We start from the raw sequence: 14089 nt of genomic DNA on the forward strand, positions 1-14089 counted from the left end.
TTATTTTTTATCTTTTACTGGAAATAATTCAGCTAACTTATTTTCCAATTCTTGTCCTCTCAAATTTTTAGCTATTATCTTTCCACTTTTATCCAATAAATAAGTTGTTGGAATAGATTCTATTTTATACGTTTTTGCAACATTAGATTCCCAACTTTTTAATTCAGATACATGGTTTTTCCAATCTAATTTATCTTTTTGCACTGCCTTTTTCCAAGCATCTACATTATCATCTAATGAAACACTATACACATCAAATCCTTTGTCTTTATATTGATTATACAATTTTACAACATTAGGATTTTCTGCTCTACAAGGTGGACACCAACTTGCCCAAAAATCTAATAACACATATTTTCCATTCAAGTTTTTTAGACTTAAGGTGTCGCCATTCCAATTGGTCAATTCAATATTTGGTGCTTTATTTCCAACTTGCAAGCCAGCTTGTTCATCTTTCAACATCGCAGATTTATATTGTTGCAATGCATCACTAAATTGTTTTACATAAATTGAGTTAGGTGCTTTCTTGCCCAAATCTTCTATTGTTTGTACAATGTAAGGCATTTCTTGTTGCGCTGCTGGACCAAAGAAATTTATTGCAAAAGCAGCAACATCAGCCGTTTTTTGTTTAGTTATAAATTCTTTAATATAATTTATATAGGCTGATTTTTTATCGTCTAATATATTTTTTATAGAATCTTTTTGATTAGATTTTTGCACTGAATTTTGTACTGCAAATGTTAGTGAATCTATCTCAGCACCTTTTGTTGCTACATTTTCAATTAGGCTTTGCATTTGTACACTTTCATCATTTCCTTCAACAGTATACTTATAAAATCCTTTATCAGTAATTTTTAGTTTAATCTTATCGCCTTTTTTTAAATATAAATACACAACATCTTTTTGATTAAAAGCTAATCGATATAAACCATCATTTTTGATATAACTTTTTATGCTAAATTTTTGATTACTTACAGTTAATGAATCTATCAACTCAAATGGAACAGCATTGATATCTTCTAAAACGACATTAGATGCTTTTATTTTATCGAGTTCAACATCAATAAACACTTTTTTCTGATTAGAACACGAAACACTAAGAAGAAGTACAAAAATTATACAAAAAATTCTATTAAACATATTAATTATCTAAAAGTTCTAACAATAACTGATTGGTTCGTTTTGGATCTGCTTTACCTTTTGATGCTTTCATTACATCACCAACAAACATTGCCAACAAACCTTGTTTTCCTTTTTTATATTCTGCTACTTTAGCTGGATTATTTTCAATAGCATTTTTTGCCCACACCATCAATTCGTCTTCGTTGTTGGATTGAATTAGATTAAGCTCAATTGCTAAATCTTTAGCTGTTTTGTTATTACCATTCAGGTATGCTGAAAACAATAACTTAGAATTTGTTGAATTAATTTCATTCGCATCAACCAATGCAATGATATCTGCAATTTGATTAGATGATATTTTCAAATCAGCCACAGATAAGTTATTTTCATTCAAATATGATTTAATATCATTAATCAGCCAATTTGCGACTGACTTATAATTTTTTGTATGTTGTATAATTTCTAAGTAGAACGAAGCTATTTCTCTTTCATCTGTTAGAATTTGTGCATCATACTCAGATAAATTATACTCATGAATAAATTTATGATACAAATAATTTGGCAACAAAGGCATGTTTTGTTTTATTGCTTCTATGGTATCTTTGGGTATATGCAACAATGGTAAATCTGGCTCTGGAAAATATCTGTAATCATGTGCATCTTCTTTTGTTCTCAATGGAAAAGAGCTACCATCATTTGGATTAAAGCTTCGAGTTTCTTGTGCTATCGTTCCTCCACTTTCATAAATTTCTACTTGTCTTTTTACTTCAATATCTATCGCGCGTTTTACATTCCTAATCGAATTCATATTCTTCACTTCCACACGTGTTCTGTAATTTGTTTCTCCTTTCAGCCTTACAGAAACATTGGCATCGCAACGCATTGAGCCTTCTTCCATATTTCCATCACAAACATCAATATATCTTACTAATTTCCTTACTTCAGTTAAGTATTGATAGGCTTCTTCGCTATTTCTTATATCTGGTTCTGAAACAATTTCTATCAAAGGGATACCTGCTCTATTCAAATCTACTAAAGAATAATGTGCATCCAACTCATGGTTGAGCTTGCCTGCATCTTCTTCCAAATGAATTCTAGTTAAGTTTATTTTCTTTGTCGTCTTATCTATTTTTATCTCAACATAGCCACCAATGCAAATAGGTTGTTTGTCTTGCGAAATCTGATAGCCTTTTGGTAAATCTGCATAAAAGTAATTTTTTCTATCAAAGAAATTGTATTCATTAATGGTACAATTGCATGCAACACCCATTTTTACTGCTTTTTCTATCACAGCAATATTCATTTTAGGCAACACACCAGGCATGCCTAATGTTATTGGGTTAATTTGTGTATTTGGCTCAGCACCAAATGCTGTACTGTCGCTGGTAAAAATCTTGGACTTTGTGTTAAGTTGTGCGTGAACTTCTAAACCAATTACAACTTCATATTTATCTAAAACTGACATCAAAAAATTATTTTACAACATATCTACATCATCAATGCTAGAGTTGGCAATAAACCCATCTACATTTGGTTCTTGTTCTCTTTTATTGTATCCGCCACCACTATGTTTTTGTGTGCCTAAAACAGAACGTATCAAACCACTTAACATTCTTTGTACTTCATTTATATTTTCAGATAGTGTATCATCTGCAATGTATCCTAAATCTTTTGACAATAATGATAGATAATACAACTCATTCAAATAATTTTGAGATTCTATATATAATCTTGATTTCTCTTGTCTATTTCTTTTTTGGAAACCATCAGAAATACAAATAACAGCATTTGATGAAGCACGTTTTAATTGGTCTACCAATGTTGTTCTTTCTTTTTCTGGGAATGAATCTGTTAATCGATAAATTTCTAATACTATTTGGTGTGATTTCTTCCAAACATTTAGGTCAAAGTAGGATTGAATTTTGTCTTCCATAATTTTTATTTTATATAACTTGGCTAAAATAATCTATCGCCATAAGTGTTATCAATTTTTGCTACACTTGCCCAAAACTTATGTTCTTTTACATAGCTCAATGGAAATGCTGCTGTTTCTCTACTATATCCATGGTTCCACTCATTGGCACTTACTTCATACATTGTATGTGGTGCATTAATGATTGGATTATCAGTTGTAGAATATTTGTTTTCAATTATATCATCTATCTCAGATTTTATTTGAATTAAGGCATCACAAAATCTATCCAATTCACTTTTATTTTCACTTTCTGTAGGTTCTATCATCAAAGTGCCTGGAACTGGAAACGCAACTGTAGGTGCGTGGAAATTGTAATCCATCAATCTTTTTGCAACATCTACTGCATCTACGCCAGAAGTTTTTTTCAATGGTCTTAAATCAATAATAAACTCATGTGCTACTCTCCCATTATTTCCTGAATATAAAATTGGATAATGTGCTGCTAATCTTTCTTTCATATAATTAGCATTTAGAATAGCATATTTAGTAGCATCAGTGATACCATTGCTACCCAACATTTTTATATAAGCATAAGAAATTAAAAGTATAGATGCACTACCAAAAGGTGCGGCACTTATAGCATGTATTGGCATTGCGCCACCTGTTTTTACTACTGGATGCGATGGTAAAAATGGTGCAAGTTTTGCATTTACGCAAATTGGTCCCATGCCTGGTCCACCACCACCATGTGGTATTGCAAATGTTTTGTGTAAGTTAATATGGTTTACATCTGCGCCAATTGTTGCTGGAGAAGTTAAGCCAACTTGTGCATTCATATTAGCACCATCCATGTACACCAAACCACCATTTTCGTGTATCAATGCACATATATCTTTTATCGTATCTTCAAATACGCCATGTGTTGATGGATAAGTTACCATTAAACAAGATAATGTATCTTTATGTTGTTCTACTTTTGCTTTTAAATCTTCTACATCTATATTTCCTTTCTCGTCAGTTTTTACAACTACTACATTCATGCCTGCCATTACAGCACTTGCAGGATTTGTACCATGTGCAGACGCTGGAATTATTGCTGTATTTCGCTGTGTTTGGTTGTTGGCATAATGGTAGGCTCTAATTACCATCAATCCAGCATATTCGCCTTGTGCGCCAGAGTTTGGTTGCAATGAGCATGCTTCAAAACCTGTAATGTTTGCTAGAAACTGCTCTAGTTCTTTTACCATTTGCAAATAGCCTGCTGCTTGATTTGCTGGAACAAATGGATGTAATGCAGAGAACTGTGGAATACTCAATGGAATCATTTCAGAAGTGGCATTTAGTTTCATGGTGCAACTGCCTAATGATATCATTGAATGACATAATGAAAGATCTTTACTTTCTAGTTTTTTGATGTATCTGAGCATCTCGTGTTCAGATTGGTAAGAATTAAAAATTTTATGTTCTAAAAAATGGTGTATTTCTTATACAGTTTTCATTGATAGCATATTCTTTTACTTGCTGAATAGCTATTGCACTTTCTTTTTTATATGCTGAAAATATTTGTACTATAGTATCTAGCTGTTCGCTTGTTGTTGTTTCATCGATTGAGATATAAACGCTTTCATCTTCATTGTAATAGAAGTTACATTGATTTTGTTCTGCAATTTCTTTTAGTTCTTGTTTGTTATTTACAATAACTTTAATCGTATCAAAATAAGAATTGTGTTCTATGATGTAGCCTAATTTCTGTAATGCTTGTGCTAATGCATTTGCATTAAAATGTATCTCTTCAGCAATGGCTTTCAATCCTCTTTTGCCATGATACACAGCATACATACTTGCCATAATAGCCAATAATGCTTGTGCTGTACATATATTTGATGTTGCTTTTTCTCTTTTAATATGTTGCTCTCTAGTTTGCAAAGTCATTCTCAATGCTCTATTGCCAAACTTATCTATAGAAACGCCTATTAATCTTCCTGGGATTACTCTTACAAATTCTTCTTTACATGCAAAATAAGCAGCATGTGGACCACCAAAGCCCATTGGAACACCAAATCTTTGAGTAGAACCAACAGCAATATCTGCGCCTAATGTAGCTGGAGCTTTTAATAAAGTTAAGCTTAAAATATCAGCAACCATTGTGGTGTACACACTTTGTTCTTTACATGCTTGAATGATATCACTAAAATCTTGCACCAAACCATCTGCACCTGGATATTGAAAAATGGCAGCAAAATAGGTATTGTCTGGCTTAAAATCTGATGTATTGCCAACAACAACTTCAATATCAAGTGGCAATGCTCTTCCTTTTACCACATCAATAGTTTGAGGAAATGTATTTTTATCTATAAAGATTTTATTGGCTTGTGCTAAGTTTTTTTGCTTATTTCTCACCTCAAAAAGTAGATGCATGGCTTCTGCTGCAGCAGTAGCTTCGTCTAATAAAGATGCATTGGCAATAGGCAAACCCGTAAGTTCTGTAACCATTGTTTGATAGTTAAGCAAAGCTTCTAGTCTTCCTTGCGATATTTCTGCTTGATAAGGCGTGTACTGTGTGTACCATCCTGGATTTTCAAAAATATTTCTAAGTATTACAGTTGGTGTATGTGTGCCATAATAGCCCATTCCTATAAAATTGTGGTACAATTTATTTTTTTGTGCAACAGCTTGTATATGTCTTAGGTATTCAGGCTCAGACATAGGCTCGCCTACCTCAACTTTATGGTTGATTTTTATATGTTCTGGAATAGTTTGTTGAATTAGCTCATCAATAGAACTTACATTTAAAACGCTCAACATCTCTTGGGTTTCTTGCTCGCTAACGCCAATATGTCTGTCTTGGAAAGTGTATTTTGTCATTGTTGGTGGTATAATTATATAGTAGCAAATATAAAAATAAGCTAGTAATCCTTACTATTAAGTTAATAACAAAAATATTGCATTGTTATTTAATGCTTTTTAAGAAAAGTGTAACATCTAAGTTAGTTTTTAAGCACAAGATATATAAGTTATGTAACTCTGCTAACCAAAAAAATCACGTTGTGTAAATGCACCAAGTGGTTTGTTGGTTAGAAACCAACAAAGGCGAGCAAATGTTCAATTAACCACTGAACCCGCTTTTTTGCAAAACAGCAGTGTTTGTTGCACAACGTAAAAATAATGACTTTTTTGATATTTTATATCTTCTGTATAAATAACTATATATTAATATACTTAGAATACTTTTATATAACATATGTTTGTTTATTCTTCGTATATTCGCACGTACAAGGACGCAAATCATTTCAACCTAAAACTATTTTCTTTACTTCTCTGCCTGAGCTCGTACCTCAAGATAATTTCTATAGAAAGCTGAATAATGCCATTTCGCTTCATTGGATTTATAAGGCTACTGCTGTGTATTATGGCATTGATGGTAACGAAAGTATAGACCCAGTTGTATTCTTCAAAATACTGCTTGTTGGTTATCTCAACAACATAAATTCCGATAGAAGACTCATCGCTTTCTGTGCTGATTCACTTGCTATTCGTTTGTTTATTGGTTATGATATTGACGAGCCTCTTCCTTGGCATTCTACTATTTCTAGAACTAGACAATTATATGGCGAAGAACTATTCCTTACACTATTTCAACAAGTACTAAAGCTATGCGTAGACAAAGGCATGGTTGCTGGCAAGCGTCAATGTGTAGATAGTGCTTATGTAAAAGCCAATGCTTCTATGGATGCTTTGATAGAAAAACAAGTTGTTGATGATGCTGTATTGTATGCAGAAGAACTGAATGAACATAGCGACTTTAAAGTAAAAGCTTCTATGAAAAAAGCTGTAGACAAACACCATGCTTGGAAAGCTAAAGCATACAAAGACATGCCTGGCAATGTAGTAAATCCTAAACAGACAGATGAGCATGGCAATCTTATTCGTCCTAAATTTACCAGCAATCATACACATATCAATACAACAGACCCTGATGCTAGAATAGCAGTAAAGCCAGGCAAAGCAAGACAACTCAACTATGCTGCTCAAGTAAGTGTAGACGATAAATATCATGTGATTACTGGTGCTTTGGCAGATTTTGCCAGCAAGAAAGATAGTGATAGTTTAGCTTTAATTATTGAGCAAACAAGTGTTAATTTATTAGAAAATGATATAAAAATAAAAGAAGTAATTGCCGATGCTGGTTATAGTAGTGGCAAGGCACTAAAGTATTTAGAGCAGAAAAATATAACAGTCTACATTCCTAATTTTGGACAATACAAAAGTGAAAGAACAGGTTTTGTTTTCAATAGAATAGATAATCAGTATGAATGCCAGCGTGGCAACAAGGCAATACTGAGCTACAAAGGCATAAAGACAGATAGCAAAGGTTATGAAAAGAAACAATACAGAAGTAGTGAAAGTGATTGCAAAAACTGTGCATTGAGAGCACAATGCTGTGGTAAGGTTACCAAATACAAAAAGATAGAAGACAGCATAGATAAGCCATATTATGATAGAATGCATGAACGCTTAACAAGTAATGAAGCGTATGCAAAGCGTATGGTACGGAAGCGGAGTAGTACAGTAGAGCCAGTATTAGGCACACTGATAAACTACAGAAACATGAAGCGAGTAAATACACGAGGCATACAAGGAGCAAACAAACATGTATTGATGGCAGCAATAAGTTATAATTTACAGAAATACCTGTTCTTTAATAAGCCAAAGCGAAAAATAGAAGCATTAAGCCTTATTAAAAGCAATAAAAAGGCAAGAAACAGGCTAAAAAAGCAAATAGAAGCCTATATTTTTTACAAGAAGCGCCACCAGATACCAGAGAACGAAAGTAAAGAAAGCAACAATATATTAATACTAATAATATATGATATATAAATTATTTAAAATTGCCACCAAAAATACAACGTTGTGCAACTGCCACCGCTGTTATCGCTTCGGTGTTCTTTCATTCGGTATCATTTTCTGTTTTGGCAAAGACATACTCATTGACAAGTTTTGGCTTGTGCGGTTGGCTTTCGAGCGACTTGGCAATGTGTATGGCTTTTGAGAAGGGAATATCTAATAAATACGTCAATAAATGTTCAGCCCAAGCTTTCGATAGTAATGGAGGAACTGCATTTCCAACTTGTACATAATAATTTCTTTGAGTTTTTGAAATCAGTTGAAACTCATCAGGGAATGACTGAAATCTTAAACCCTCTCGAATTGTAATCATTCTGTCTTCTTTGTAATGTATGTTACAGCCAATATTTGGACGATTGAAGTGAGTGTTAATCGTATAATTTGGCATTTCAGGGTCAAGTCTACCATAAGTAGTAGTTCTTCCTCCAGTGCTTTTGAAATACATAATTCTTTTTGTTGAAACACTATCAGGAATGTACATATAATTACCGCCTGGCTTGACGTGACTAATAATTTCTTTATCCGTTGGGCTAGAATAAGGAACTATATGTAAAGTTGTTTTGTCAGCATTTTTTCGCATTAACGTCTGATATTCATTTTTCGGCTGGTGTTTATATTTTGTTTCTCCATTTTCTGTTGGTGAATCCAAATCTGAGATTGCTTCAAAAGAAGAAATCCACTTTCTCTTACCCTCTTTGTTCTCAAAATGGGTTTGTGGTGGTGCTGATATATCAACTCCTACTTTGTTGCCAATTATAAATACTCTTTTTCTTCTTTGAGGCACACCATAATCGGCTGCGTTAAGTGTGAAAATATTGATATGATAACCGATGTTCTCGAATGCTTGTTTTAAGTTGTCAATTACTTTGGAACCATCTGCTGCTTTAGATGACTTAATACCTGTGACGTTCTCAAAAAGGAATATTTTCGGGTGTACTTTGTTTACAACATCTAAGTACGAATACACTAATGCTGACCTATTGTCATTAGGATCTCGTTTGCCGATTCCTGAAAAGCCTTGACAAGGAGGACCACCAATTATAATGTCAGCATTTGGAATTGTATTTAAGTCAATTTTTGTAATATCTTCATTTACAATATGGTCTCCAATGTTCAATCTGTAAGTGTCACAAGCATCTTTCAAAATATCATTTGCCCATATCAAATCATATCCAGCTTGTTTAAATCCCAAATCTAAACCACCACATCCTGAAAATAATCCTATTACTTTAATCTTATTTTTTATCATAATCTTCTGTCTTCTACAAGGTCAGCTAAAAAGAGTTCAAAGAAATTTGTCATTTCAGTACTCGAATTGAATCCTAAGTTATCCTTAGAAAAAATAATTTTGGCAACCTCTTCATCTAATTGCCTTCTTGGTGTTGATAATCCTTCGTCTCCGCTTACAGCAACATTTAAATTATTAAGTCTTTCAAATGCGGAAACAACTGATTCTGCTTCAATTTGAGAAACCTTTTTTATATCAATAACCTTAATCATATCTAGGTGGTCACCCTCTAATTTTCTTGTGCCTTCTCTATTGTTTGAATGAATCTCAAGTTGTATTTGACCAAAGCAAGAATTAATAAATGCGGTAATAAATTTTAGTTGAGTCTCTTTTGATAATGTTTTGTTATCGTTTATTAAACCTTGATAATAGAAAAAGTTTGTCGAAAGCACTACTTGAGAACTAAAAGGGTTATAGTAACAACTTTGTTTTGTTCTTTCATTTCTTGGTAATAGAATATCAAATTCAACTTTTGAATTAAATGTTTCATTTACAATTTTTCTCCATTTACTTTTGTCGGATCTTGATTTTGTATCGAATAGATTCTTTAATGATAAATCATTATTAAACCTACTTTTCAAGCCATTGTTTTCGTTGTAATCAAATGACTCTGGGAAGTGCAGAGCTTTTTCAATATTCAAATCATTTTGAGTTAAAATTAGACTTCTTTTTGCTTTACTATTTTTTACACCAAAACCAATGTTAGATAAGTCATACGAGGTTTTTGATAAATTAGGAAATATTGTAGTTGATTCACCACTATTGCCTGCACCACCTCTTTTTCTCGTGCTAAAGAATGAGTTTAAAGGTTCAAAAAAGGAAAACGTATTTAATTTATCATATTTATTTTCTGGGTCATTAAAAAATAATTTCCAATTATCAGATGAGCTTATTTGTCTGTTGGTAATCTTCAAACTATAGTCTGACATTACAACAGTATTAACTGAATTAGATAATAGCGTCTTTATATCGTTAGGTCTTGAAAGTAGTTCCGAATTTATTACCCTTAGAAATTTAATATTATTACTTGGTTGTTTGCTTAAAACAACTATAACGGTAGTAACTTTAAAATCCTCAAAGTAATTCCTCGGATACAATATAATTGATTCAACTTTATCTAACAAGAACTGCTTTAAAAACTCACCATCTTTATTATTTAAAAATGTTGCCATTAAAATTAAACCCGCTTTACCGTTAGCATTTAAGTAATGCCAAGAATAATTTACGAAGTAAAAATATAAATTTGGCTGGGATGCAAGAGTGACGAAATTCGTTTGTCCGTTACTGTTAATTGCATTATTCATTAAAGCCTTATCTCCAATTGTTATTGGTGCATCAGGATTATCATTTCTTAAAAACGGGGGATTCATCAATATAACATCATAGCCAGCGACATTTGAATTAGTAAAAGTATTTCCAGTTATAATATTTGCATTCGTGGAACTGTCAACACCAGAAAGATTTTTGGATACAAGTCGAAACGTAGCTAATTGTGCTAAAAATGGGTCAATTTCAATTCCAGTTACTTGATTCAGTAATTGATTATGTGATTTAGTTATTGTATTTGAAAGACTCAAAATATTTAAATAGTCGTACGCGGCATCTAATAAAGCTCCATCACCTGAACAAGGATCAATTACAGTTGAGTTTTCATTTTCGATTGTAACTGTTGCCAACAAAATGGATAACTCCGTATCAGACATTATTTTACCTTTCTTGTGAAGCGTATTTTTGTCATAAACTCTTGAAGTCAATAGGTTAAAAATATACTCAGGCAATGGGTTGTCAGAAACGGCTTGTGAACTGTAGCTATTTAAAGCTTGAATGGTATTTTTAAAGTATTGTATAATTGATGAACTGAAATTCTCAGGAAATATTCTATCTGTTAAATTCGGGTGATTTGAAAAAACTTGATTGAAATCTAACTGTAATACTCGGTTGTAATTGTTAGTTAGTTTTGTAATGAATGTTTGAAGATTATCATTAGCTAGTGGAAAAGTTCGGAAATAGCTTTGATTTGGATTGCTCGTTTGATTATAATAATCTTTTAAGTAAGCAAAAGCTAACAATCTGAAAAACTCATAAAGTGTAATTTCATCTGCCAAGTCCTTGTTTAGTTGTAAACTATTACTAACACTTTGATAATTTTGAACAAACGTGTCAATTATTGGCTGCCAATTATTATCCCATTCAGGCTGAGTACGATTATAGATAATTGGTAAAATTTGTTCAATTGTTGTCTGAAACTCAATGCTTGTTTGCGTTGCGTCTCGATTTTGAGGGTTAAATGGAGTATGTGACTTTGGATTTCCTTTTAAAATACAAGTTGAAATAGGACCTTGCCTGTCTGCAAATAAGATTAACTCCTCAATATTTGTTAAACAAAAATATTTCGGATAGTTTGGTTCCCAGTAAGGCGAAAAATCAGAGACATATGACCTTGATTGATTTTGAAATCTTTGCGATGTAACATCACGTGATGTTTTTTTTACCTCGATAACAAAAATGTATCTATTTGAAGATTTTAACTTAATTGCAAAGTCAGGTATGATTGTACTATTTGGAATCGCAGGATGATGTACTAATTCCATCACAGAATCATAGCCACAATTTATGATAGCGTTGTTAATAGCACTTTCAACGACAGGATGAAATCCAGTAACTTCATCAGAGTTATACCAAAGGTTTATCATTTTAATTCAAGTATTCTTTTATTTCATTATTTAAATCATCAATTGTTAATGATGAACGGTTTTTTTCATTGTATTCGTCAATCAATACCAAATCAATTTGTTCAATTATATGCTTTTGCCTGTTTTCGTATCTGCTCACATTCATCAATTCTTTTCCTAGCAATTCCAATTTTTTTATGGATTGTTCTGAAAGTTTATTTATGTCAATTACTTTCACTTCTTTAAATTCGTAAAGCTGTATTTTTCTCAAACCATTTCCTTGACTTCTTGAATTGCTTAGTGTATTTAATCTCGTAAAAGATGAGTTTAAAATTGCAAAATTAGCTAACTCATTATCCTTGATATTGAGAATATAAAAGTTATCAGAAGACAAAAACTTGTTTGGATTATAAATGAAATCAATATTGTTTCGTAAATAATAGTTGAAAATAAAATTACCTGTTGCTTTCAAATTGATTTTATACCAATCTCTTTTAGTTTCAATATCTCTTTTTACTGCTATAAACTTTTGAGTTGGTGTTTTTAGAATTTCGTTTTTAACTGATTCTAAATACTGTTTAGTTTCATTAGATATTGACCCATTAACTGCTAGAATGTAAGCATTCTCTTTTTTTACAGTGTAGGTTTTAATCTGAGAAACATCTTTGATAATTGGTTTTAGTTCAGGGAGTTCATTTTTTGAGAAAATAAAATGGCTATTTACTACTGCCGATGTTCCTCTTTGGATTGGTTGTGATACAATTGTTTTAAGCTCTTTAAAGAGGTTGGACTTGTAATTGATTTTACTTTGATTGTTGAAGCTATAAGTCAATAACTCTTGTTGTTTTAATTTTATACAATTTGCATTTAATCTATTGTAAGTTCTTAAATTGTTCAAATCATTCAGTGGAAAATATGATATAGATTTCTTATGATTATTATCCTTTACAAATTTTATTACGGTAGCACCTATTTCTACGTTATCAAAAGCACTTTTCTTGAAATGATAAATACTTTCTAAACGTCCTAGTTTAAGGAATGATTCTTTTAAATATTTTCCAAAGCTGCTGTAAAGCCAACTGTCATATATGACGGCAACCATTATGCCTCCTTCCTTTAAATGCAGAATAGACTTTAATAAAAAGTAGATATATAAATTTGATTGTGATGGAATTGTTGATAAAGGAGAAGATACATTGTACCTAATACTGTCTTTTGAATTTGCACCTTCAATCAATAGTTCCTGTCTTACATAAGGCGGATTTTGGATAATTTGATCAAACTTTTCTGTAATTGGTAAATCAAAGAAACTGCCCTTGATTAAAGTTCTATTTGGGCTTTCGTAAAACTTATTTATTTCTTCAGTGATTAGATTAATGTCAATTTCAACACCTTTTAAATGGCAATTTGAAAAGTCTTCAGTCATTGCTTTAAAAAAAGTGTTTGGTCCTATACAAGGATCAAGTATAGAAGAATTTGGTTTTAAATTGTCTTTTAGTAACCAAATCATAAACTTAGCAAGAATTGGAGACGTAAAAACCTGTCCTAAATTTTCATCTTGTTTAGCCTTGTTGGTTTTAGTCTCAAAGTCCTTAGAAAAGAACAATTCTAATTGCTCTTCAAAAGTTTGAACGACCTCTTTTAATTCCTTGTATGGTTCACAAACGTAATTAAGCATTTTTTAGACTTTTATATTTTACTTGTTCTTCAGCTACTTTTAAAGCTGTCAAGGCTGATTCCTCATCTCTTACAATTGAGTAGAGCTTGTTAGCAAGCCACAATGATTCAAGTTCTTCAATCGGTATTTTAAAGAGTTCATTCAACTTAGTTAAATCTTCTCTCTTTAAGGGTTTTTGGTCATTTTCAACTTTGCTTAGAAAACCTTCTCCAATACCGAGTTGATAAGCTAATTCTCTCTGCTTAAGACCAGCTTGCTCCCTTAATTCTCTTATTTTTTGTCCAAGTGTCATTGTCTTATTTTGTACTTGTCTAAATTTGGTCAAAAGTAATAAATTATTTTCACTGTTCTGTCGAGCGTTGGAAAAAAATGGCTCTTTTGATTTTTTGAGCGGTGGCTCGTGTGTCGGAAAAAACCAAATGTGCCATTTGCGGGTTGGCTTTTTACACTGAGCGATAACGTGCGGCGGATTTGCGAAGTTACGAACTGCAAACGAAGTTTGCAAGTGA

Annotated in this window: 7 protein-coding genes and 2 pseudogenes; 1 reads left to right on the top strand and 8 read right to left on the bottom strand. The window is 32.1% G+C overall.

Annotated features, from left to right (window positions below; all coding sequences use genetic code 11):
* From IPK18_01815 to gcvP, 4 genes and pseudogenes are all read right to left on the bottom strand, one after another.
* Entirely contained in the window at positions 1-1071 is a 1071-nt protein-coding gene (locus IPK18_01815) for an AhpC/TSA family protein (protein QQR98298.1), read from the bottom strand.
* A gap of 70 nt (positions 1072-1141) precedes the next feature.
* The gene (gatB, locus tag IPK18_01820) at positions 1142-2587 is read right to left on the bottom strand and encodes an Asp-tRNA(Asn)/Glu-tRNA(Gln) amidotransferase subunit GatB (GenBank protein QQR98299.1); all 1446 of its coding nucleotides are present in this window, start codon (positions 2585-2587) and stop codon (positions 1142-1144) included.
* A 12-nt stretch (positions 2588-2599) separates the two neighbouring features.
* Complete coding sequence (locus IPK18_01825) at positions 2600-3055, bottom strand: four helix bundle protein (protein QQR98300.1); 456 nt, start codon at positions 3053-3055, stop codon at positions 2600-2602.
* 23 nt (positions 3056-3078) lie between these two features.
* Positions 3079-5902 (bottom strand): annotated as a pseudogene (gcvP, locus tag IPK18_01830) (aminomethyl-transferring glycine dehydrogenase).
* 369 nt (positions 5903-6271) lie between these two features.
* Between gcvP and IPK18_01835 the strand changes: the two are divergent.
* A pseudogene (locus tag IPK18_01835) lies at positions 6272-7804 on the top strand (IS1182 family transposase).
* 181 nt (positions 7805-7985) lie between these two features.
* Here the strand turns inward: IPK18_01835 and IPK18_01840 are convergent.
* From IPK18_01840 to IPK18_01855, 4 genes are read right to left on the bottom strand one after another with little or no spacing between them, the layout of a single operon-like run.
* Complete coding sequence (locus tag IPK18_01840) at positions 7986-9191, bottom strand: DNA cytosine methyltransferase (protein ID QQR98301.1); 1206 nt, start codon at positions 9189-9191, stop codon at positions 7986-7988.
* The gene (locus IPK18_01845; GenBank protein ID QQR98302.1) at positions 9188-11923 is read right to left on the bottom strand and encodes a BpuSI family type II restriction endonuclease; all 2736 of its coding nucleotides are present in this window, start codon (positions 11921-11923) and stop codon (positions 9188-9190) included. The genes IPK18_01840 and IPK18_01845 overlap by 4 nt, the downstream gene beginning before the upstream one ends.
* A 1-nt stretch (position 11924) precedes the next feature.
* On the bottom strand, positions 11925-13580 hold the full coding sequence (locus tag IPK18_01850; protein ID QQR98303.1) for an Eco57I restriction-modification methylase domain-containing protein: 1656 nt from the start codon (positions 13578-13580) through the stop codon (positions 11925-11927).
* Positions 13573-13872 (bottom strand): helix-turn-helix transcriptional regulator, encoded by a 300-nt coding sequence (locus IPK18_01855; GenBank protein ID QQR99279.1) that lies wholly within the window; start codon positions 13870-13872, stop codon positions 13573-13575. The genes IPK18_01850 and IPK18_01855 overlap by 8 nt, the downstream gene beginning before the upstream one ends.
* Between the last annotated feature and the right edge of the window lie 217 nt (positions 13873-14089).

It is taken from the genome of Sphingobacteriales bacterium (genome assembly GCA_016699615.1).
GTDB lineage: Bacteria > Bacteroidota > Bacteroidia > Chitinophagales > JADIYW01 > JADJSS01.